This is a genomic window from Salmonella sp. 32082101201600294FB01SM01, assembly GCF_017572865.1.
In the GTDB taxonomy this organism is placed as follows: Bacteria; Pseudomonadota; Gammaproteobacteria; order Enterobacterales; family Enterobacteriaceae; genus Salmonella; species Salmonella enterica.
Genome location: NZ_JAGESB010000001.1, coordinates 1,228,789 through 1,252,206 on the forward strand (window position 1 = coordinate 1,228,789; position 23,418 = coordinate 1,252,206).

The 23,418-nt window shown below is 47.3% G+C and carries 19 protein-coding genes and 4 pseudogenes; 8 read left to right on the forward strand and 15 right to left on the reverse strand.

Annotated features, from left to right (window positions below; genetic code table 11):
• Positions 1-13: 13 nt before the first annotated feature.
• The 6 genes from J4645_RS06000 to J4645_RS06025 are packed head-to-tail and all read right to left on the reverse strand — an operon-like array spanning position 14 to position 4,936.
• The gene (locus J4645_RS06000) at positions 14-424 is read right to left on the reverse strand and encodes a hydrogenase (RefSeq protein WP_000155988.1); all 411 of its coding nucleotides are present in this window, start codon (positions 422-424) and stop codon (positions 14-16) included.
• The gene (gene hypC / locus J4645_RS06005) at positions 421-720 is read right to left on the reverse strand and encodes a HypC/HybG/HupF family hydrogenase formation chaperone (protein WP_000334912.1); all 300 of its coding nucleotides are present in this window, start codon (positions 718-720) and stop codon (positions 421-423) included. The genes J4645_RS06000 and hypC overlap by 4 nt, the downstream gene beginning before the upstream one ends.
• Complete coding sequence (gene hybD / locus J4645_RS06010; RefSeq protein WP_000852666.1) at positions 720-1,328, reverse strand: HyaD/HybD family hydrogenase maturation endopeptidase; 609 nt, start codon at positions 1,326-1,328, stop codon at positions 720-722. The genes hypC and hybD overlap by 1 nt, the downstream gene beginning before the upstream one ends.
• Positions 1,329-1,333: 5 nt before the next feature.
• Positions 1,334-2,077, reverse strand: coding sequence for a Ni/Fe-hydrogenase, b-type cytochrome subunit (gene cybH, locus J4645_RS06015; RefSeq protein WP_000924456.1), 744 nt, complete (start codon positions 2,075-2,077; stop codon positions 1,334-1,336).
• A complete protein-coding gene (locus J4645_RS06020; RefSeq protein WP_000331200.1) occupies positions 2,028-3,830 on the reverse strand; it encodes a nickel-dependent hydrogenase large subunit in 1,803 nt (600 codons plus the stop codon). The genes cybH and J4645_RS06020 overlap by 50 nt, the downstream gene beginning before the upstream one ends.
• A 2-nt stretch (positions 3,831-3,832) precedes the next feature.
• The gene (locus J4645_RS06025; protein ID WP_001194448.1) at positions 3,833-4,936 is read right to left on the reverse strand and encodes a hydrogenase small subunit; all 1,104 of its coding nucleotides are present in this window, start codon (positions 4,934-4,936) and stop codon (positions 3,833-3,835) included.
• 417 nt (positions 4,937-5,353) lie between these two features.
• On the opposite strand from J4645_RS06025, the gene J4645_RS06030 reads away from it, so the two are divergent.
• Entirely contained in the window at positions 5,354-6,445 is a 1,092-nt protein-coding gene (locus J4645_RS06030; RefSeq protein ID WP_000976505.1) for a linear amide C-N hydrolase, read from the forward strand.
• Between the two features lie 45 nt (positions 6,446-6,490).
• Positions 6,491-7,282, forward strand: a complete 792-nt coding sequence (locus tag J4645_RS06035; protein ID WP_000388417.1) for a FadR/GntR family transcriptional regulator — start codon at positions 6,491-6,493, stop codon at positions 7,280-7,282.
• 58 nt (positions 7,283-7,340) lie between these two features.
• Here J4645_RS06035 and J4645_RS06040 read toward each other — a convergent pair whose 3' ends face one another.
• From J4645_RS06040 to J4645_RS06060, 5 genes are all read right to left on the reverse strand, one after another.
• On the reverse strand, positions 7,341-8,366 hold the full coding sequence (locus tag J4645_RS06040; protein WP_023214932.1) for a zinc-binding alcohol dehydrogenase family protein: 1,026 nt from the start codon (positions 8,364-8,366) through the stop codon (positions 7,341-7,343).
• Positions 8,341-9,627 (reverse strand): MFS transporter, encoded by a 1,287-nt coding sequence (locus tag J4645_RS06045; RefSeq protein ID WP_000824240.1) that lies wholly within the window; start codon positions 9,625-9,627, stop codon positions 8,341-8,343. The genes J4645_RS06040 and J4645_RS06045 overlap by 26 nt, the downstream gene beginning before the upstream one ends.
• 176 nt (positions 9,628-9,803) lie before the next feature.
• Positions 9,804-11,360, reverse strand: coding sequence for a PhoPQ-activated pathogenicity-related family protein (locus J4645_RS06050; protein WP_001644428.1), 1,557 nt, complete (start codon positions 11,358-11,360; stop codon positions 9,804-9,806).
• 69 nt (positions 11,361-11,429) lie between these two features.
• Positions 11,430-12,671, reverse strand: a complete 1,242-nt coding sequence (locus J4645_RS06055) for an MFS transporter (RefSeq protein ID WP_001095723.1) — start codon at positions 12,669-12,671, stop codon at positions 11,430-11,432.
• The gene (locus J4645_RS06060) at positions 12,661-14,169 is read right to left on the reverse strand and encodes an FAD-dependent oxidoreductase (protein ID WP_000199405.1); all 1,509 of its coding nucleotides are present in this window, start codon (positions 14,167-14,169) and stop codon (positions 12,661-12,663) included. The genes J4645_RS06055 and J4645_RS06060 overlap by 11 nt, the downstream gene beginning before the upstream one ends.
• A gap of 44 nt (positions 14,170-14,213) precedes the next feature.
• Here J4645_RS06060 and J4645_RS06065 point away from each other — a divergent pair, with 44 nt between their 5' ends.
• Both J4645_RS06065 and J4645_RS06070 read left to right on the forward strand, forming a co-directional pair.
• Positions 14,214-14,702 (forward strand): MarR family winged helix-turn-helix transcriptional regulator, encoded by a 489-nt coding sequence (locus J4645_RS06065; protein WP_001293634.1) that lies wholly within the window; start codon positions 14,214-14,216, stop codon positions 14,700-14,702.
• 192 nt (positions 14,703-14,894) lie between these two features.
• The gene (locus J4645_RS06070) at positions 14,895-15,974 is read left to right on the forward strand and encodes an S-adenosylmethionine:tRNA ribosyltransferase-isomerase (protein ID WP_023215663.1); all 1,080 of its coding nucleotides are present in this window, start codon (positions 14,895-14,897) and stop codon (positions 15,972-15,974) included.
• 51 nt (positions 15,975-16,025) lie between these two features.
• On the opposite strand, the pseudogene J4645_RS06075 reads toward J4645_RS06070, so the two are convergent.
• A pseudogene (locus J4645_RS06075) lies at positions 16,026-16,217 on the reverse strand (Rid family hydrolase); the annotation flags it as partial.
• Between J4645_RS06075 and J4645_RS06080 the strand changes: the two are divergent.
• Positions 16,218-16,364: pseudogene (locus tag J4645_RS06080) on the forward strand (DUF1493 family protein); the annotation flags it as partial.
• 275 nt (positions 16,365-16,639) lie between these two features.
• Here J4645_RS06080 and J4645_RS06085 read toward each other — a convergent pair.
• Positions 16,640-16,810 carry a DUF29 family protein gene (locus tag J4645_RS06085; RefSeq protein ID WP_000415762.1) on the reverse strand — a complete coding sequence of 57 codons (171 nt, stop codon included), beginning with the start codon at positions 16,808-16,810 and terminating at the stop codon, positions 16,640-16,642.
• A 411-nt stretch (positions 16,811-17,221) separates the two neighbouring features.
• On the opposite strand from J4645_RS06085, the gene J4645_RS06090 reads away from it, so the two are divergent.
• Complete coding sequence (locus J4645_RS06090; protein WP_023214939.1) at positions 17,222-18,130, forward strand: LysR family transcriptional regulator; 909 nt, start codon at positions 17,222-17,224, stop codon at positions 18,128-18,130.
• Positions 18,131-18,303: 173 nt separating this feature from the next.
• Positions 18,304-19,284 (forward strand): nitronate monooxygenase, encoded by a 981-nt coding sequence (locus tag J4645_RS06095; RefSeq protein WP_000876807.1) that lies wholly within the window; start codon positions 18,304-18,306, stop codon positions 19,282-19,284.
• Between the two features lie 254 nt (positions 19,285-19,538).
• Here J4645_RS06095 and tnpA read toward each other — a convergent pair.
• Positions 19,539-19,984: pseudogene (tnpA, locus tag J4645_RS06100) on the reverse strand (IS200/IS605 family transposase).
• A gap of 959 nt (positions 19,985-20,943) precedes the next feature.
• Positions 20,944-22,070 (reverse strand): annotated as a pseudogene (locus tag J4645_RS06105) (hypothetical protein).
• A 257-nt stretch (positions 22,071-22,327) separates the two neighbouring features.
• On the opposite strand from J4645_RS06105, the gene J4645_RS06110 reads away from it, so the two are divergent.
• Complete coding sequence (locus J4645_RS06110; protein WP_000201082.1) at positions 22,328-23,335, forward strand: LacI family DNA-binding transcriptional regulator; 1,008 nt, start codon at positions 22,328-22,330, stop codon at positions 23,333-23,335.
• Positions 23,336-23,418: the final 83 nt, after the last annotated feature.

A 23,418-nucleotide genomic window follows, 5' to 3' on the forward strand; every position in this document is an offset into this window, starting at 1 on the left:
GTTACCTTTCATTCTATTGCGTGATAACGGGAATATCCTGACGATAGCCCGGTGTGGTCAGCAATGCGACCACCCGCTGAGAGTATTCTTGCCAGCTATATAATCCCGCCAGACTGCCGACAAAACGGTGCTGGCGAAAGAAAAGCAGCGCCGGATATTTCAGAATGCGATACTCCCGGGCGATCAGTTCACTCTGTTCGCTATCCGCAAATGCCGCGGTATAAGACGTCGCCGGAAATTGCTTGAGGATCTCCGGGATAATGACCCAACTGTCGGCGACTTCCGGATGTTTGTTGGGGTCGCTTTGCAGCAAAACCAGCAGAGTCGGATGCGTATTAATCAACGACGGGAGCGTTTGCGCATCGGTAACCAGAAAGCCTTTATCCGCCAGTGGACAAACAGGATTTTGGGGTGAGATAGTCATTTTTTTAAATGCTCCGGTAATTCAGGCGTGCGAGACAATAAATCGGCAAAACCGGTCAGCGGATCGCTTTGCGTGAGCATGGCCTGTTCCAGTGAGTCCAGCGCCGCCAGTACCTCAGCGGCTTCCGCTTCGTCCATTTCTCGTCGTGCTGCGCCGCCAAATGTCAGCAGCCATGCGCCTGCTAAGGGGGGAGTCACAAGCCGAATATCAACGTCGATAAGCTCGCCGTGTCGGTCGCGGCATTTGGCGAACCACTGACCGGGTGAAATAACCTGCACAGGAACGCCGATACACATTATGATTTCTCTCTCTGTAGCACCCGAATATCGCCGACCCGGCAAGCGCTTTGCGCATCTGGCCGTTCATCTTCGTAGCGTTCCATACACAGGCTGTAATGATTGAGTCTCTCAGTGGGCAAGTCCGTTGAAGAGGCGGTGATACCCCATTGCGCCAGCACTTCCTGCGCGAGATAGACCGCAGGCATCAGTTGCGCCTTTACCTGCGGCGTAAGACTTCCACCATAGTCATCCAGACATTCCGGCTGCACGCCAATCAGCACAATCTCCGATAACTGGCCGCCGGTTAATTGCAGCAATGCCAGCACTTCAGAAAAACTGGTCTGATGTAAACTGAGTTTTTTCGCCGTCAGATAGGCGGGAACCTGTTCATCACGAAACATCGCCAGCGAACCTGGCGCCATACCAAAATCGATAGCATCCATGATTAACAGTTTTTCGGTCTGTTGCAGCCAGGGCAGCAGCGCCAGTCCCTGCGTACCGCCATCAACAACGTCAACTTTCTCGTTATCGGCATACTGTTCAAACAGCTTTTCCGCCGCTCTGACGCCGAACCCTTCATCTGCCCAAAGCAGGTTGCCAAGCCCTAAGATTGTTACTTCTGCCATTGTTATCACCTGAACCAGCGCCAGCCGCTTATCATGACGGAAATCACGCTTTGTCGGCTCATAATGTCTTCGCGGATAGCGGTATAAACATGCGCAATGACGAAGGCGATAATGAACCACATGCCCAGCCGGTGCCAGAAATGTAGCGCGAGGCTATCGTTGCCAGTCAGGCGAATCATCCAGCCAAACCATTGATACGCCCAACTGTCTGTTCCAAGCCCTTCGCCATAGAGCGCAAAGCCGCTACACACCATCAGTACGGACATCCAGAAATAGAACATTACCGCCAGTCCCGCTACCGGATTATGTCCATAGTAACGATGGGCCTCTTTTTCGAGGAAAAAATACCAGCGGATTTCGCTGATAACGCCTTTGCGCCAGGCGCGGCGCCAGAACGGAACCAGAAACATCTCCCTGGCGTACTCATTGCCGACACATGCCCAGTAAATACGAAACAGCAGCGCGACAGTAAAAATATACGCCGTGGTAAAATGGATCAGTCGTATCCAGCCCATCCAAAACATAAAGGTCGCTTCACCTTGAATCGATGGCAGGGGGCGGCCAATGAAATATCCTGTAACAGCCAGGACGACAATGGATAACGCCGTGATCCAGTGCCATAAACGGACCGGCGCTTCATAGATATAGTACCCCTGGCTGGTTATTTCTTTGAGATGCATTGAGACCTCCGAATCGTCGTCATCGTACCTGAACCCTGACCAGCTCCCCTCCATGATTATCAATAACATGGGTGGAGCAGGCCAGGCAGGGATCGAAGCTGTGCAGAGTACGTAAAATCTCCAATGGTTGATCGGGAACGGCGAGTTTAGTCCCCATTAACGCCGCTTCGTACGCGCCAATTTGACCTTTATCGTCACGTGGCCCGGCATTCCAGGTTGTCGGTACCACACACTGATAGCTGTCGATTTTCTGATTTTCAATTTTTATCCAGTGCCCCAGCGCGCCGCGCGGCGCCTCGCTGAAACCAACGCCTTTTGCCGATGTAGGCCAGGTATCGGGTTCCCAGAGCGTGACGTTTGCCGTCGCCGTATCGCCGGACTTGAGGTTACGCATCAGACGATCGAAGAAATATTGCAGCGTATTGCCTGCCCATACGGATTCCAGCGCACGCGCGGCAGTACGTCCTAATGTAGAAAAGAGCGCTTCTTTAGGCAGCTTTAATACACTAAGCAGTTGATCCACAGGTTCTTTAAATTCCGGTTTATTTTGATGATATCCAATCAGATAACGCGCCAGCGGACCTACCTCCATCGCATGTCCCTTCCAGCGCGGCGATTTAATCCATGAATATTTAGCGGACTCATCCACCTGTTCGATAAAGGTTTTTGTGCCTTTATAGTGTTCGCCCATGACCAGTTGCGGTTCGGTCAGACCATCCCACGGATGCAGGCCCTTATCGTTATTGCCGTTACCATAGGTATACCAGGAGTGAGTGACAAACTCCTGAATCTCATCGGGGGCGGTTAAATCGACAGGATGAATTTCGTCGAAACGACCGTTAATGATAGCCCCACGCGGAAGCAGAAGATTACTGGCGGAATAATCGTTAGGGTTATCCGGAAACTCGCCATAAGCCAGCAGGTTCATGCTCGATAACCCGCCGCCGATTTTTGCCCAGTCTTTGTAATAACTGGCAATCAGCAAGACGTCCGGAAGATAAACCTGTTCGCAGAACTGGCGAGCTTTTTGGATGATGGAACTGACAAGGTTCAGGCGTTCCATATTCACTGCGCCGACCGCGCCCGTTTCGTCAAGGTTGATGGCGCAAGGAACGCCGCCCACCAGCCAGTTAGGATGCGGGTTTTTACCACCGAAAACGGTGTGAATTTTTACGATCTCTTTTTGAAAATCGAGCGCTTCAAGATAGTGGGCGACCGCCAGCAAATTGGCTTCCGGCGGAAGTTTCATCGCCGGATGTCCCCAGTAGCCATTACGGAAAGGGCCAAGTTGACCGGACTCGATAAACCGCTTCAGTCGATTTTGCAAATCGCGGAAATATCCCGGCGAGGATAGCGGCCATGCGGAAAGGCTTTGCGCGATGGCGGAGGTCTGATGTGGGTCGGCTTTCAGGGCCGCAACCACATCGACCCAGTCCAGCGCGTGCAGATGATAAAAATGCACCAGGTGATCGTGAACGTGTAGCGTAGCCTGCATCATATTACGGATACAGTTTGCGTTGTCCGGAATCGCGATTCCCAGCGCATTTTCTACGGCACGGATTGAGGTCAGAGCGTGTGTACCGGTGCAGACGCCGCAAATGCGTTCAACGAATGCCCAGGCGTCTCGCGGATCGCGACCTTTCAGGATAACCTCAAGGCCGCGCCACATGGTGCCGGTCGACACGGCGTTAGTAATGACATTATTACTGTCGATATTCACTTCGCAACGCATATGCCCTTCGATGCGAGTAACCGGATCGACCACAATTCGCCGTCCGCTATTGTCCAGCGTAAAACCCTGAGTCTGATAAGGATATGCCATAATTATTTTTTCTCTTCCGGAGCGTTTTCTGATGACGTGTTGTTTTTATTGCGGGCATGTTTTATGGCGCTCACCGTGGCGTGAGCGATGGCGGCAGCGCCCGCGACGCCGGCAACGCCCAGTCCGATTTTATCGGCGGTAGCCTCAATGCCGGTTTGCGGAATGCCCGTTGCCCGGCTGTAAAAAGAACCGTAATCCCAGAATCCATCTTCCGAACATCCGAGGCATCCATGACCCGACTGGATAGGAAAAGACACGCCATCATTCCAGCGAACGGTTGAACAGGCGTTATAGGTGGTCGGGCCTTTACAGCCCATCTTGTACAGGCAATACCCTTTTCTGGCGCCTTCGTCATCCCACGCTTCCACAAACTGACCGGCATCGAAATGCGCGCGTCGGTAACATTTGTCATGAATTCGCTGGCCATAAAACATTTTTGGTCGTCCAAGACGATCAAGGGGAGGGATGCGATCAAATGCCAGCATATAGGTGATAACGGCGGACATCACTTCAGGTATAGGCGGGCAGCCTGGGACTTTAATAATGGGTTTATCGGTAATTAATTTGTGAACCGGCGTGGCTTTAGTTGGGTTGGGACGGGCTGCCTGCACGCAGCCCCATGATGCGCAGGACCCCCAGGCGATAATCGCTTTAGCATCCGCGCTGACGCGTTTTAACTTCTCCAGGAACGGCTCGCCAGCCAGTATGCAAAACATCCCATCTTCATTCAGCGGCGCGTTACCTTCCACGGCAACGATATAATTTCCTTTGTACTCACGCATCACATCCGCCAACGCCTGCTCGGCTTGTTGCCCTGCGGCGGCCATAATGGTGTCGTCATAATCCAGGGAAATGAGCGACAGAATGGCATCTTTTGCCAGCGGGTGCGCAGAGCGAATGAAAGATTCGGTACAACAGGTACATTCAAGACCATGCAGCCATATCACAGGCGTACGCGGTTTATTCTCCAGGGCATAAGCTATCTGAGGAATCATCGAACTGCTCAGGCCTAAAGACGTTGCGGTAAGGCTGCAAAACTTGAGGAAGCTACGCCTTGTCACGCCGTGTCTACGCATAACTTGATAAAATGTATCTTGTGTTTGCATAACGTTTATCCCAAACCACTATAGTTAGTGTGGGCATCATATGTTGCATTTCTTGTCTTTCTCAACGTGTTTTAGTAGCAATTATGTTTCTAATTCGTAACAACCGATTACATGTGTGCTACTCACATTCCTCAAAAACATAAATTAATTTAATGTTATTGGTGATGTGGAGTAAATATAGCGTTGTGAAGGTATCTCTTAATGTTGATAAGATTTATTTATAACATGATGGGATTTTTTTAAATGGTCACACGGATAACGCGTTTCATATTAGTTCGCTGTGTTTAACTCTCCTTTAAACCCGTCAGTTAAATTTATTAGCTTGTAAAATAAGATCACAATTAATTACGTGCTGCATAACCATTGATAGGTTTAATTTAATATATTCATCCAATCCATTTTACAAACAAGGAGAGCATGATGAAAAAAAGTAAAGCAATGTTATTTATCGCTCCGGCGTTGTTTTCATACGCCCTGGCTGCACAGGCCTGCACAACCCTTGCTATTCAGGATAAACAAGGCGATGTTTTTCATGGACGTACGCTGGAATATATGCAGGATTTACCCTCATGGTTAACGTATTATCCGGCGGGAACACAGTTTGATAAAAAAACGCCGGATGGCAGTCAGGGAGTGAGCTATCAGGCGAAATATCCGATACTGGCCATTACTTCCACCATCACTGATGGCGATAGCAGAGACATACTTGAAGGCATGAATAGCGCGGGATTGTCATTTAGTGAAAACATGATCATGAATGCGCAGTTGCCGCCATTGCCCGCGAGTGAATATAAACAGGCAATTCCTGTCACCTCGTTGGGAGAATGGGCGCTGGCCCGTTTTGCTACTGTCGGCGAGGTAAAACAGGCAATAAAAGAGGGTAAATTCTGGTCACCGGAACTGCATCGGTTTGGCGATCTGAAATCGCCATTTCATTATGCGTTTTACGACAAGAAAGGAGGAAGCATTGTCGTTGAAGTGGAAAATGGCAAATTCCATGTCTATGACAATCCCACTCGCGTGATGACAAATGGTCCCGCATTCCCCTGGCATCTGACAAATCTGAATAACTATACGCAATTAACCAATGTGGACCGCTCTTCAGGCACACTGGGCGGGATAAAAGTGATGCAGCCTGATAGCGGGATTGCTATTGCAGACTTGCCATCGTCCGATACGTCGGTTTCCCGTTTTATACGCGGCGTTTATTACACCACATATGCGCCGCAAGCGACATCCGCCCACGATGCAATGAATACGCTTGCGCATATTATGAGCCGTTTCGATCGTCCGAAAAATATTACGGTTGATTATATGGGGAGTGAAGGGGAAGGCAACGCCACCCGCAAACCGGTCTCAGAATATACGGTCTGGACAACGCTGTCTGACTTAACGCACGGTGAGATGATGGTGCGCGGCTACAATGATATCAACTATAAAACCTGGTCTCTTTCTCAGTTTAAGAACGCGACAGCGCCCGTGTTCGAGAAAATCAACGTCAAAGGATAAATAGCTCATCTCGGTTTAGTTTCCCCGGTAGTCTCGGCGAAGGTAATGGAGGCTACCGGCGGTTGCTTCTCTTTATCATGCACGGTAATTAATTATCACGATCACCAGCGCCAGGATGGTATGCTAAATCCATTCAAAATCCCCTGGATATGGATTGGAGGGCGCATGGTTATACCTGAGGTCAGGCAGGAGAGGCTCTATCAGAAGATAGCCAACCTCATCATTAAGCTGATCAATGATAATATTTTTCCCCCGGGAACTTTTTTACCGCCAGAACGCGAACTGGCAAAACAGCTTGGCGTGAGCCGCGCCTCCTTGCGAGAAGCCCTTATTGTACTGGAGATCTCCGGATGGATCGTGATTCAGTCCGGTAATGGGGTTATCGTTTCAGATAAAAAACACCTTGCCAGCGACTATACCATCGAAGAAATTCTCTCTACTCGCGAGCTGGTCGATAGCCATTGTGCGCGCTTAGCCGCACAAAACGATAACGTTGACGTCATCAATCAAATAGAGGCGATTTATCATCGTATGGATCAAGCCATTAACGATAATAACGTCCACGGCTTTTACTCGCTGGATAAAGAGTTTCACCTTGCGATCTCTGAGGCCAGCCGTAACCGGGTGTTGTTCGATATGTCCCGTATGTTATGGGAACAACGGATTAATATCCCTTATGCCGGGCTTGATGAGCAGTCTGGAGACAGAAATGTTTTACTTAATCTCAACAAACAACATAAAGCGATAGTGGATGCGATGCGACAGTCTGATGCTGACAGCGCCTATGAGGGATCGCTGGAACATTTACGCTATGTGAGAAAGATTGTCGGCGGCTAATTTTGTCGATGAATAACACCGCATGGCGGTCATGCCATGCGGTGGAGCTTGCCGTAAATCAATGGAAAACAGCATTAATCTTTAAGTAGCGCTCCGGATAGCGATCAAGTTCTTTAACTGCATCAGGGATCTCATCAAGATTGACGACCTTACTGACAACATCTTGCGGATTAATCTCCAGCGTAGACAGCATACGTAATGCCTCATCAAATTCACCGGCACTGGTGCGGGAACCGCGTAAATCCAGTTCTTTGTAGGTGATCAGGTTCGTCGGCAGCGACGTTTCCTGTTTTGGCCATCCGGTAAACGAAATACGACCAGCAAACGATGCTAAATCAAGCGTATTTCGAATAGCGCTATTTGCGCCGGAGGCTTCTATCACGACCTGCGCCATGGTGCCGTGGGTGATATTTTTAATAGCGTCGATAACCTGATCGTCAGCGGCGTTCAGTACATAAGGAACGCCAAGCTTTTGCGCATAGCGTAACCTTTCTTCCACAATATCGATCAGAATAGGCGTTGCCTTGTAATGTCGCGCGCTTAATGCCGCCATAAGACCAATGGCCCCCGCGCCGATGATGGCAACATATTCCCCGGCCTTAACGTTTGCCCGGTGCAGCGCGTGCAGAGCGATGGTCAGCGGTTCTGCCAGCGGCGCCATTTCAGAAGGCACATTATCTGGTATTTTATGAATTAAATGTGCGGGATGAGTAACCACCTCCTGCATTGCGCCATCGATATGCACGCCAATGACGTTTAAATTTTCACAACAATTAGTTCTGCCGACAGAGCAAGGGTAGCAGTGACCACAATAAATATAGGGGTCAACAATCACGCGGTCGCCTTTTTTAATATTGCCCGGCATTCCGGTGCCTTCCTGAAGAACAATTCCGGTCACTTCATGCCCAATAATTCTTGGGTAAGTAACCAGTGGGTTCGTTCCACGAAAAGCCCCGATATCCGATCCGCAAATGCCTGCAGCATCAACCTTAATTAATACTTCATTTTCTTTCTTATGGGGATAATCCACCCAGCGGGTTTCAACTTCACCAGGCTTATTAATGAACACAGCTTTGACTTTCATTGGCTTTGAATCCTTTACTTTTTACAAACACGAAGACCAACAGGCTTGAAACGATAGCGATAGCACCAGCCAGATAGAACGCATAGTCATATTTACCGCTAAATTGAACGATAAAACCGGTGACAAGCGGACCGATAATGCCGGATATATTAGCCAGGCCATGCATGGCTCCGCCGACGCTCCCTACCTTATCTTTATGAACAACATCCTGAATAACCGCCCAATAAATTGGGCCCGTTAAATAGAGCAGGAAGAGTGAAACTGACATGAGCGTAATTGCGCTACCAATAGTGCTAACAGTACCGGAAACGGCAACACATACCGCCGCGCCTGCCAGACATACGCCCAGAATAAGTCGACGTGAGAGCAGAGCATTACCGGTAATCCGATAAATTACATCAGAACAGACGCCGCCGAGCACCATACCAATGGCACCGATGACCCAGGGAATTACCGTGGCGATACTAATTTCTTTAATATCGAGATGTAACGAATGGTTCAGGTAACTTGGGAACCAGGTCAGGAAGAAAAAAAGAATATAGTTGTAGCTGAAAAAAGCCAGAGTTGTCGCCCATACCATTGGTTGTTTCATGTAATAGCCGAGTGAAGGTGTAGCCCGGCCATCATCAGATAAAATAACGTCCTCATGATTTTCAAAATCAATGCGTTCTTCCGGCGCCAGGCGTTTACTCATTGTTGGCTTATCGCTAACGATAAAGTACCACAGCAGTACCCAGACCAGGCCAAATAAGAAAATAATGCCAAATGCGGGGCGCCAGCCTAAGGATAACGCCAGCAGGCCCACTATCGGCCCGGACACCGCGCCGCCGAGCGGGGAACCGGCGCTAAAAATTCCGATCGCCGTGGCAGACTCCTTTCGGGAAATCCAGTTATTGATGATTTTATTTCCGGCAGCGCTGACCGGTCCTTCAGCCATACCGAAAAGAACGCGCACGATAAGCATTGTCCACAATCCGGTGACCAAACCAGTTAAGCCACAAAATACAGACCATAGTAACGCTGCGATGAGAAAAACCGTTTTTGGCCCAACTTTATCGCTGGCCCAGCCACCAATAAAATTAAACAGGGCGTATCCGATAAAAAATGCGCTGAAGATCATTCCCATCTCCGCGGCGTTAAATCCTAACTCCTTTTCGATCAAGGGGGCAGTTATCGACAATGCTGAACGATCCATATAGTTGAGCATGTAAACTATAAATAGAAGAAAAACGATAAGCCATCCCATTGTTTTTCTTTTCATGATTAATCCTCTTATTGCGGTCTAGCGGCCTGACCACAATATTTTAAGGTTATTTTCAAATCACCTCTCTTGTGGTTAGAACGTGATCAATATAACAAAAATTTATCGCAGAGGAATTTTATCCATCGCAAGTGTGATGGATAAAATTCTTTAAAATCAGTCAATTACTTGAAAATTCAATCGGGACTATCGTTTTCCCCTAATCCACGCCCCGGTAACGTTTGACATGCGGCGTTAACGGAAGGTGGTGCTGTCTGTGGGTATTTTTCATCGGGCGTAATATAAACCTGACTCGTGGCGACATAGCCATCATTAAAAGTGGCTTCGATATAGGTAGCTTCCCAACCTGTCTTCGGTTCATTTAGCGTAATACTGATCTTATTGTTGGCGGGAATATCTATTGTAAGCGGCTGATAGCGGATGCCACAGGCATAACGAAAATCACGCGCATTTGGATTGTTGGCTGTCCAGCGAACGACTTTTACCGGCGCTTCTGAGAAATAGACCGTAAGAAGATGGTGGTGAATAAGGCCGATCAACTGTGGTAATGTTTTTTTACTTTGAAACCTATTAATAAATGGAACGAGGCTTTCTTCAGCGAACTGGTTAATTGAGTAGTGGTTCATATTAGGCACTATACGTAATGATTTTACGCCAGGAAGTTTGCTATAATAGAAGCGAGTATTGTCTGGTACGAAAAAATCATCGCCGCTTGCATTAATAATATATTTCGGTATTGCAAGGCGGGGTTGATAAATAGTGTTGAGATATCTTAACGGATCTATTATTTGCCTTAGTTGGGTAAATGTGGAGGATTTTATTTTCTCATCTATGCCTTGCTGGTAGTAGGGGTAGAATGTAATGGGCCAATTCCCACCGTATGATTGATAAATATGCTCAAGTGAAGCATCAATATCAAGTAGATCAATGGCGAAGGGAACAATTGCTTCAACATCAGGATCGGCAATAGCTGACAACCAGGTGGTCCACCCACGCTTTGAAATACCTGTAATGATAAAGGAGTTTATATTCCATTGCGTTAACTCCTTTTTTGCTAATCTCATCGCTTGCGATATGGCAGTGACCATAGGAATATTTAAAGGCATTAACTCACGTTGCTCCGGCGCTTCCATAAATAATGCCCAGCTTCGGGAAACGCTCTCGTCCTCTTTCAGTGGTTTTTTATCATCCTGAAAGGTTAAATATTGGTTAGGTATATCACTCACTGATATTACGATGGTATTCGTATCACGGGAGATGCTTGCCAGTGTTTCCTGGGGGAAATCACCAGCTTTACTGGGGATTTGTACGCCTTTTTCATAATTAATTCCGTTGTTTACAACCACCAAAGCATGGTGCTCTTTTGCCGTTTCAGGGATATAAATATCAACGTTATGTCGCCATTGCGCAGGGGTTACCATGTCATCTGGCGACCAGTGTTGCGATAATAACTCATAGTGTCTGACTACCACCTGTGCTAATGGAGCTATATTAATCAAGGTATATTTTAACGGTGTGCCTGAAATCTGCTCCCGGTAGTCGGAGAGAACATGAGACAAATCACACTCCGGGCTGTTTCGACAAAAGAAGATGTTGTTATGAAGTAGTGTATAAACTTTTGTAGAAATAAAAAACAGTACGATAACAACGAGATATATTTTTTTCATGCTTTCCCCGCGCTTTACAAGGGCAAATGCCAACCAGCATAATTTCCATAAATACCTCTTAAACATTCAATATAAGTACAATACTTTTGATAAATAAGGGAAGAAGGGAGTAATAATGCTTGTGACGTTGTCACATTATTCTGTTTCTGGTTTCGCTATTAGCACTGAACTTTTTGAAAGGTAAATCATTGCCGTCACCAGACCAATAATGGCGACAGAGATAGCTATACCGATCCAGACACCATACAGGGCATAACCCAGGACAAATCCGCCCAATACGGGGGATATAAAATCAGCGATTGCGATTAATGCCTGCGCCGTTCCGATGACGATACCTTGTCGGGCAGGCGATACATGGACGGACAAGGCGGCAAGATAAGTGGGTTTGGCTAGCGCATCAGCGATACTAATACAAACGATAGCAAAAATAAGCACTGGTATGGTCGTGGCGATACCCGCAGTGAGAAATCCAGTACAAAGAAGGGCGAAGATTAGAATAATTAGCTTTCGCTCCGAAAAATATTGGCTCACCCAACCTAACAGAAATAGCTGAACGAAAATATTAATAACCCCGTCCGCCATTAACAGGTAGCTTAACGCTTTTGGCCCAAAGGGAAGCCCATTCCAGATGAAGGTGTCAGAAAGAAAAACAGGTAATTGTGAAGAGTACATGCCATAGGCGAAGAAATGACAAAGCATTACGATGATTAAGACGCGAAGGACTGGCATCTTTAAAATAGCGCGGGCAGATAACGCCGCTATTTTATCTGCGGTACGTGATGTTGTGGACGGGTCTTTTAACCCCCAAATCGCGACCAGGGCAGACCCAAGGACAAGTATAAAGGCGGCGTAGATCGGCGCGCTCAGACTGATACGCGATAGCCACCCTGAAACGCCTGCCCCGACAATACCGCCTAAACCAATGCAGCCTGTGAGGATACCGATTGCCTGGCGCCGATTTCTGACGTGCGTACAATCGGCAATATAGGCTGCGGCGGCTGACAAATTCCCGGCGCTAATGCCAAAAAGCGTGCGGGCGAGCAGGATAAACAGGATACATTGCGCGTTGGCGAGTAATAGTAAACTTATCGCCGCAATAGTCAGCGTGATAATCAGTATTCGCTTGCGGCCAACGCGATCGGAAAGGTGGCCAATCAGGGGCGCCGCACAAAATTGGCTAAAAGCCTCAGTGGCGATGATGATTCCAATGATAAGCGGCGAACCGCCCATCTCGCGGATATAAAAAGGCAGTACCGACATCACAGCCGCTGTACTGGCGGCGTAAAGGCCGACAAGCAGGAAAACAGGCAAAATACGCCGCTTGTTGAGCGGGGTGATAGTTTCGCTGTCGGTGTTCTCATAGACATTAGTATTCATCTTTAATCCCTATGGCAAAACGAGAGAGATAATTTTCAATATCGTTGCTCTGTTTGCTGTGAAAGAATGCGCCGACATAGCCATCGGGTCGGATCAGCACGCATTGACCCGGCGCCAGTTGATAGGACTCCCGGAAGTGCCCCAGGGTATCGATGAGCTCGTCCTGCTCGCCAATGTGATGAATACGCAGATTTCGCCGCGCATCGATGACCTTACCGTGGGTTTCGTAGGCCAACAGATTCCAGTCCGGACCTTGTAGTAACTGAAATAATCGTAATGATTGGCCGCCGGCGCCCAAAAGAGGAGCATCCGGCGCTCTTTCTCCCGCTTGTAACCCATGCTGACGTTCGGGCAACGTGTGGGCTAAGGGGGAGTCGGTATACTGGATGTCAAGTTGTTGAACGTCGCGTTCTCGTTTGATGCCACCCTGTTTTTGAGAGTCAAGTAATCGGGTAGAAAGGTGGAGCAGTGATTCGGCTACCGGGCGGCGTTCCTGTTCATAGCTATCGAGAAGTTCTTTTCCTGCGCCCCGCAGCGAGGCTGCCATTTTCCATCCCAGGTTATAGGCATCCTGGATACTGGTATTTAACCCTTGCCCACCCGTCGGCGGATGCACATGAGCGGCATCACCGGCTAAAAATACCTTACCCACACGGTAATGTTCCGCTATGCGCGCATTCATCTGGTACTTCGATACCCAGGGAATCGAATGGATGCGAACATCCGTCCGCCCGATTCGTTCAGTAAGAAAAGCCGTGAGCACGTCGGCTGAGAAATTCTGCGAGTCGTCCGGGGCCAACAACGCCTGGATTTGAAAGAGCTGCGTGCCGGCGAGAGGGCAAATCGTTATCATCCGCGCCATATCGCCATCGTTAAAATGGTGCCATACATCCCGGTTCAGACCGGAAAGTGAAGCGTCAGCCACAAGCGCATGGATTCCCAACGTACGACCGGGGAAGCTGACGCCTAATTTTTTTCTGACAAAGCTTCCGCCGCCATCCGCGCCTATCAAATAATGCGCGATGATGACCTCTTCTCCAGCCGGCCCGGCAACATACGCGGTGACTGTGCGTGGGGTTTGCGCAAAATGTCGTAACTCGCAGCCGAACTCCACCCGATGTCCCCATGCTTTTAATTGCTCTCGCATAATCGTTTCTGTCACGTTCTGTGGAACCATCAATGGCAGATGGTAGGGTTCGGCGTGGGTCGGTTTTGTATGATGCGCAATATCTGAATCTACATAGCTTCCGTCGTGACGGTAGGTTCGTAGTCGGGGATAGAGCCCGCCGGCGGCGACCACTTTATTGAGTATTCCAAGATCCTCGAAGATTTCTTGCGTTCGCGGCTGAATACCTTTACCGCGGGAGCCGATAAAAGGCGTCGCTCTTTTCTCAATCAGGCGAAATGAGACCCCGTGACGCGCCAGTTCGATGGCTAAAGTAAGCCCGGTAACGCCAGCGCCGCAGATCAGTACATCTGTAGTGGTGTATCTTGTCATCGTCTCTCCAATATGTGTATTATGCACATAAGAGGAGACATGCTATGTCAGAAAATAAAAATGTGCAAGATACACATATTTCCGAGCAAATGAAGGCGCTTCACGGTGCGTTGATTCGCGTGGTGAGCGCGCTTAACCGGCCTCGTAATGATGAGAAATTAATTGCAGAGGCGGGGATTCAACTCGATCGTGCGCTATTTTCGATCCTTATTAGTATCGAACGTTTAGGGCCGATTGGCGTTGTTGAGTTAGCCGAACGTGCCGGTCGTGATTATACGACGGTAAGCCGACAGGTCGCCAAACTGGAGAAGCTGGGGTTGATAATACGGCAGCATAATGCCATCGATCGTCGTATACGCGAGGCCGTTATCTCCCGGACAGGAAAGGCGATGACGGAGCGTATAGACGCTGCGCGAGAGCAAATGGGCAAAGTTGTTTTTAAAGACTGGCCTCAGGATGAACTTGATGTCTTTGTTCGGCTAATGCAAAAGTTTGCCGATGCAATGGATAGCGATGCTTCAATGCCGGAATAAGCAAAAGAAAAGGGCGGTCAAATCCGATCGTCCAGCTTAATATCGGTATCTGACATTGATTAAATAGCCAGCAAAGTAAATATAACAACAACATTTATTGAGTTAATTTTCACCCTCTGAAAGACCAACGTATACTGCAGAATACGGCTATATAACAATCGCCGTATCAATGGTTTTTCAAAGGGTAAATATATGCTTACCGAAAAATATGATTTTCGCATTACCGATCAGATGACTATCCCACTCAGACCTCATTGGATAGCCAATGATTCATACAGGGAAAAGTGTAAAATGCTTGTCCTCAACCGGAGTAAAGGAGAAATTCATAAGGTAGACTTTAGTAAATTAACAGATTATATCAAAGAAGGTGATGTAATCTGTTTTAACGACAGTACTATAATAAACCATATGTTTATCTGTAAAACAAGACAGAATAGGTTAATTAAAATTGTTTTAGAGGGATTTTTACCAAATAATAGAGTAATTATTTCCGGACTTTTAAAAGAAAGGCTTAACGCGAATGATGTTTTCTATTTGGTTGATAACCCTGGGATTTCCATTAAAATAGAGCAAAAGTTTAGCGAAGAGAGCCAGTACCGAGCCGTCGTGGAAAATCATGAGGCCTTAATTTGCTATTTAGCCAGTCATGGTGAGCGTCTTGATGAGTATGTGGACTCCAGCTTGTTTTATAAATATCCAGATGCTTACCGTTCCGTTTTTTCTAAAAAGTATGGCTCTTTGGAAATACCTTCTGCCGGCATTCATTTTACCTGGGATCTTATCCAAAGAATCAAAGATAAAGGTGGGTTAATATCTTTTATTACTTTACATGTTGCATCAACAGAAATGTTGTCCAACAGAAAAATACAAACAAAATGTGTAGAGGAAGTGACTATCAACGAAGAATATTACGAGGTTTCGCAAGCAACAGCGGATATCATTAATACTGCGAAGCAAAATGGCGGACGTATTTTTGCCGTAGGAACTACCGTTACACGATGCCTGGAATCCGCGTATTCGAGGGAGCACAATTGCCTCAAAGCAAGTTCTGGCTGGACTGCACTTTATATACATCCAGGCTATCAACTGAAAGTGGTTGACTGCCTGCTAACGAACTTACATCAGCCAAAAACGACGCATATGGTGTTAACCGGTCAGTTTGCTGGGGTTGATCTACTCATGAAGGCCTATGCCTCAGAAGATATCCAGTCATGTCAGTTCGATATGTTTGGTGATTGCATGTTAATCATACAGGATGAAGGGCAGGGATGAATAAAATAAAACCGGTACACATAATGCTACCGGTTTTACCGAGAATAAGCATCAGGGGATTCGGGCAATAACCTTTATTTCGAAATCAAAGCCGGCCAGCCAGGTAACGCCAATAGCGGTCCAGTTAGGATAAGGGGGATGGGCAAATATCTCCTGTTTCACCGCCATAACGTCGTTAAGTTGTTGCTCTGGATCGGTATGGAATGTGGTGACATCCACTATGTCATCGAATGTGCATCCTGCTTCTCGATCACAACATACTATCCGCCAGAACCACCGCTAAAGCATTTGCTTAATCCGTTTCGCAAAAACGATATTCCTCAGGTGCCGGAGTTCACGATAGGTATGCTCATTGCGTCTGCCAGGTCTGGTCGCTGGTTGTATGACTGATTCACGCTGGGGGGCTGCTTTTCGCCCTCTGCTATTCTAATGCGCATAATGTATATTATGTTAAATGCACCAGAACATTTAAAAGACATGTTAAGGCGGCTGGATTCGTGCATGTCAAAAAACTTCTGGCCCATAAGTTTGATCCCTTCCCTGCCGTGACGCTGAGCGAATTCTGTTGATTTGCACCCGCTATTCCTGCACACGATTTCACGCAGCACACGCCGCTCAGGCATAAAAAAACCGGCTATTGTGTTCGGTTCGTCATTGTCAGTGTGTCAGTCCAGGATGAAATCGTCGCGCAGCGTATCAGCGAGCGCCCACGGCATTTCAGACGTAAAACTCTTTTCATCAAGGCCTGTTTCACGCGCTGCAGATAACACGGCATCGCCGTAGGACTCAACAGCCATTTCCGACAGTTCCCGTTTTAATGACGGGCTTTTTTCCATGCGCTGACATGGGCTAAAAAATCAATGGGAACCTCATTTCATGAGGTTTGATTATTCACTGTCTGCCAATGTCTTGCATTCACACTCGCCACCTACACCGGCGGCGGTCAAACATAATCGGTTCGTATATTAACGTCGCGCCTGGCATGACCTGCACATGCGTAACCGTATCGCCTGGCCTGTTTGTTTTTGTATACGACGCCGCCGAACATCCAAAAAGGTTGCGAAGAATTGGTAGCGATTTTACAAATGACATGTCTTACCTCAACCACCCGGTAAAAGTCATATATCGATAGCAGTATGTTACTCCAGATAAAACAATCAGCTCAGAAAGGGATATGTTCCAGCAGACAGGAATGTTATAAGGAGCTTCCCCCTTCGACACAAATAATGGTTGAGGACTAAGAACAGATGCAGCTGAATATGCTGGAAGCCATGAATATTTATGTCAATGTGGTAGAGCAAGGGAGCTTTATCCGCGCGGCGGAGGTGCTTGAACTGCACCGCCCTGCTGTTACCCGCGCCGTTCAGAATCTGGAACATGATCTGGGCGTTAAGCTCCTGCATCGTACAACACGACAGGTCAGTATGACGGATGAAGGGGAAGAGTTTTACCAGCGTTGCCTGTCGCTCTTAAGTGAGCTGGACGACGTCCGGCGATTATTTTCCCGCACGCAACCGCCGAAAGGTCGCCTGCGCCTTGACGTCCCTATTACACTCGCCCGGGCAGTCATCATTCCGGCTCTTGGAGATTTTCAGAACCGATACCCGGATATTGAGATTGTACTTGGCACGTCCGATCGCAAGATTGATTTGATTGCCGAGCGTGTGGACTGCGTCATCCGATTTGGTGAGCTTAATGACTCCAGTTTTGTTGCCAGACGTCTGGGAACGGCAGCCATGGTGACCTGTGCTGCGCCATCTTATCTTGCGAAGCATGGCACGCCGCACTCTATCGATGAGCTGATGAAGTCCCACCGGGCTGTAAATTTTTTCAGTAATCACAGCCTGCAGATAATGGAGTGGAAATTCACGGTTGATGGCAGTATTGCGTCAATAAAAGTTCCCTCCAGCATCCTGGTAGACAATTCAGAAGCGTTTCTTTCATGTGGGCTGGCGGGGTTGGGGATTCTACACGGATTGCGTCCGTCGCTTGCACCCTTTATTGCCAGTGGAGAGCTGACAGAGATCCTCACTGATTTCCCGCCCCCGCCAAAACCGGTTTCACTGCTTTACCTGGATCGTCGGTATCTGGCACCTAAAGTTCGTGTATTCATCGACTGGCTGTGCGAGGTTTTTGGTCCGGATGCACATCTCTGATAACGCTCTTTCGTGCATATCCGACCTGGCTATTGTTACTTTATCAGTAATTCTGTTTTAAAGATTGGATGGTTTTTCGTAACAATAAAGAGGCTTAAGATCTTCTTCAGATTAATTAACTACCACAGTCGCCTAAAAGGCTGGCTGAAAATTTGTTCGAAGGAGATTACGTCATGAAGTACAACCGTATCTGCCAGATTCTGGGTATCGAAAAACCTGTTATACAAGGCCCATTGTCCTGGCTTACCGATGCAAGACTGGTTGCAGCCGTAAGCAACGCCGGTGGTTTGGGTGTGCTTGGCCCAAATGCGGGCTTAACAGCGGAAACTGCTGTATCAACGCCTGAAGAAACAGCAGAAAAAATGCGTGAAGAGATTCGTAAAACCAAAAAACTTACCGAAAAACCATTCGGGGTGAACCTTATTCCAACCCCTGAAAATGACATCTGGACTCCGCCTATCCTACAGGTAATAAAGGAAGAGGGAGTAAAAGCTGTTGTTTATACCGGTTACGGAGAAGGAGCTATTATCACTTCGCTGTTTAATGAACTAAAAGCGTCGGGTATTGCAATTATTTACCGCGATATTAATCCGACACCTGAAAATACACGTTTAGCGGAAAAAGCCGGCGCCGACATTATTGTTGCAACAGGTTTTGATGAAGGTGGCACATTGCCTGGTACCGCGCTTGGCACCTTTTCGATCGTGCCGCTGATTGCGGACTCGGTGAAGAGTGTTCCCGTCATGGCTGCAGGCGGGATTACCGATAGCCGTACCGCCCGTGCTGCCCATGCGCTGGGAGCAGAAGGTGTCTTTGCTGGTTCGGTGTTTATTGGGACAGAAGAAAGCCGTGTACCACAGTCAGTAAAGGATAAAATCATTAATGCTAACGGCCTGGATTTGCTGCTTTTCCGTACCCTGCCAGATTACTACCGCTCACTTCCTGGCAAGCTGGCTGACAAGCTCGTGTCGATGGATAAAGCTGGTGCAAGCAATGAAGAACTGGCCCAGACGATGGGAGGTTTACGCGGGTTGCGTATCGGCATGCTGGAAGGTAATACAGATGAAGGATACATTGCGCTGGGCACGGGCATCGGAAATATCCGCAGCATCAAGAGCGTAGCTGAGGTCGTGAACGAGCTGGCCATTTGTTAAGGTCAGTACTGACTGCAAAAACAATCGAACTTTGCGAAACGGCCTGGCGCGCAGCGGCCCTCTGACACAAGATGTGGTAGTGTTTTCAGACATTGAAACGCCATAGGCTGTATTCCTCCCCTACCCTGTGACTACCGGCGCCAGTAATAAATATCCTCCGGCATAGCCGGAGGTTTTTCTGATGCGCCTGTAAGGCTCTCTTACCAGCCGCGCCCTAACAGGCGCATACGATCTGACATTTGCATCAAACCTCGTTACTTACGGCCCGTAAACGGGCTGCCCGGATAAGGGATCGATAACTGCTCTCCCATTTTATCCTCTTCAAGCTGGTGCCTTATGTAGCCGTGTTCTTACCCACCGTATCGACATAGTACCCTCTGCACCAGAGCTCCCTGTTCCTGTATTTGAATTTTAGATCCCCAAACTGCTCGTAAAGCATCAGACTACTTTTACCCTTCAGATATCCCATGAAACTCGACACACTCATCTTTGGCGGGATCTCCAGAAGCATGTGAATATGATCTGCACAACATTCCGCTTCCAGAATTCGTACATTTTTCCATTCACACAATTTTCTTAATATGCTGCCTACTGCTCTACGCTTCTCTCCATAGAACGCTTGTCTTCAGTATTTGGGCGCGAAAACTATGTGATATTTACAGTTCCATCGGGTGTGCGCTAAGCTCTTTTCGTCCCCCATTGGAACCCCCTTTTGATTTTTTGTTGAACTTTTGCAGTTGCCAGACCGCAAGATGTTTTAACAAATCAAAAGGGGTTTTAATAACTGGCTTAAGGCTGAAAGCTTTCCAGAACCCCAGCCTGGCTGGGGGTTTTCCATAGACAATAAAAAAGCCGCATGAGCGGCTTCTATCGTACGTACAGTCCAGTACTATGTCAGATCAGGATGAGGATTTAATTTTATTAAATTGCGTCTGGATACTGGTAACGACCCGATCCATCTGTTCTCTGAAATAGTCTGCTTCTTTCTTACTGCTGCTTTTATCCCGCACATAGGTCCTTGTTTCAAAGCTGCAACTCAGGTAATTATCCGCCTTACTCTTCCAGGGAGGGAGGCTTTCCCGCGTAAGATATAGCTTGATCCTTCTGTCATAACCCTCTCCCTCTATGCCTGTTTGAAGATAGAGCGGTGCCCAGTCTGTTGTGAAGTGCTTGTCATTACTCTCCATGAATTTTGCGTTGAGTCCGGCTTTTCCCGAATGCTTTCGTTACCGTCACCTCATGGCCAATAGTTCTTAACTCGTCAGTGCCGCGCTGTATAGCTGTGGCTAGTTCCCCGCGCTTTGCAGAGGGTAATTGATTGTCAGACGGTGTCATATATTTCCCCCGGAAAAACTGTCTTCCTTGTTTTCATCATGTTACTACTCAGATAATTCGACGGCGTCCAGATCGTTATGATACTGACAATACACTGGAAAATCTGACAGTCGAAGCAGCTACCGGGGAAAAACAGTAGACCAGCTAGCACAGCGTTTGCGTGAACTGGTGGATAGTTCGGGGAATCAGCGGAAGACCCCTTATTCTCAACCATTTCCTCACAGGCCTTCCTGAACAATGTGATTGTTTGAGTAACTTTACGATAATTGCTTCAAAAACTATCAAATGCCAGACTTCCGCTACCAGACGGTATACACAGTATGACTATTTCTTTTTATATGCCCCATACAAAAGCGATACGGGTGTTTTTTCTAATATCTGGATTTCATTTTTATGTGCTTTATGTTCACTAAAAATATCTGCCAGACTTTTACCTCCAAAGGCCAGGCCAATTCCCGTTGCTGCTGCTGAAAGTAATGTCAATTGCGGCATGGCAAGTGAAGCTATACCTAACGTGGCAGTTCCTGCAAAAATTAATCCAGATGAGATCTTTTTTTTCTTTGAATTCTTAATGGCTGATTCATGCGACTTTCCATACTCTTCGACCACATTGATTAAATGTTTTGAAAAATTATTTGCCGCATCTTGCATTTGATCTGGTGTTTTTCCTTGCAAGTCATGCCTCGAGATTCTTAGTTCATGCCTTAAGGATTCCAGTTGACCTCTTTCTCTAATCTTTTTTAATTCCAGATCGGAAAGCGCATTTTTAATAATTCTTTATTTATTAGGATCTTCTGGAACGTTTCTTCATTTCTCCCAAAGTGCTCAAGAAACGCTAAATAAGTAGCGTAATCCATTTTTCTATCTTTAAAAAAGAGCTGGCTTAGAAAAGCGGCAGATTGTTCATGATTGCGTTCTTTATCAAAATCTAGTAATTCAGGAACGATTAGAAAAATTGGATAATCATCATCAATAGTCATAAATGGGATGGCGCGAAATAGATTGGAAACATGTTCAAGTAATACCAACCTGCGCATGCGGACATAACTATTATCTGGTGGCAATGACAAAAATGAATGCAGAGAGCTAAGAGAAGGAAAATGTAATGGATCAACCATTATGATGCTATCAAAATAAATTCCCAGAGATCTAAGGTGATTAGATATGTTATAACCAAACCGTTGAATCGGAAGTAATAATCGATAACTTTTAGACGCCCGCACTTCTGTTATAAGCGCCGCAGCGTGAGTATCCCAAAATTTATTTAGCAACACCATTAGGTTTGTAAGTTGATTATCTAACTCGGGAGAGCTAATTAGCTCTTTCAGGATGAATCTACGTAATTCTTTCAGTTCTAAATTTCTAAACGCATATTTATATTTTTCAGAAAAAGCGTTTTCCATCAATAAAACATATTCATTCTGTATGCTTTTTGTAATACTACTCATCATCTATCTCCGAACCACCACGCAACGATTTCCCAGTGTAGTGGTTCTTATCATGTGTATATTGTTAGTCATGTTATCGTAGAAAATTCAGTGGTCAATAACTCATTGAGGTAGCTACTAAAATTTGCAGTTACCAGGATTTAGGATGATTTTAAAAATGTTTATAAATTCAGGCTGCGCCGCAGCGATTGCACTGATTTCCACATAACATGATAATCAATGGCTTTGATACCCTTTAAACGAACAAATATGAGCTTAACATGGCGACAATAAAGGATGTTGCATCCATGGCCGGTGTATCAACCGCGACTGTATCACGCGTCATTAACCAGACCGCGTGGGTTGAACCCGTCACGCGCGAACGTGTAGAGAAAGCCATGCGCGATCTCAATTATCGCCGGAATGCCGCCGCTATCGCGCTGGCGAAACGCAGCGGCGATATGCTCGGATTGTTAACCGGCAATCTGGCCGATCCTTTTTTTGCCCGCCTTGCTCGCGGCGTAGAAGATGTTTCTCGTAAGCAGCAGTATCGCTTGATGGTATGTAGCGGCGGCCACGACGAAGAAATGGAAAAAGCGGGACTGGATTTTCTGGTTAATCAAGGCTGTGAGGCTATTGTTGTACACGCCAGCCGATTACCGGATAAAGAGCTGCTGCGCTACGCAGCCCACTTTCCAGCGCTGGTTGTTGTTAATCGTTATATCGCCGGTATGGCCAACCGGTGTATCTGGCTGGAAAATCGCAGCGCCGCCAGGGAAGCGACCCGATATCTCCTGGCGAACGGGCATCGGCGCATTGCCTGTGTGACATCTGACTTGCCAATTATCGATCGTCAGGAACGCCTTGATGGTTACCGTCAGGCGCTGGAAGAATATGGTATTTCTCCAGACCCTCGCTGGGTGATTAGCGTTCCGTTTAACGAAGAAGGCGGCGAGCGGGCCGCGCATCAACTTATCAATAGCGGGCTTCCCCTTACGGCTGCGGTCACGTTTAACGATGTGATGGCCGCTGGCATTATGCGTATTCTTCATCAACGCGGCGTTCAGCTTCCGCAACAGCTCTCTATTGTCGGCTTTGATGATGTGGTGCTGGCCCGGTATCTTTATCCGGCGTTAACAACAATGCATTATCCGGTCGAACAAATGGCGCGTTGTGCCGCGCAACTGGCGATACAGTTATACCAGGGCATTACGCCGCCGCCCAGCAGCAATCATTTCAATGCCGAACTGGTGATCCGCGATTCTGTCGCGCCCTATTTTTCACGATGAATGCGTCGTCAACAGTAAAAACTGTGATGACTATCAAATTAACCCTTCTCATGTAATCGGTTACATGGACGAAAGTAATGGAT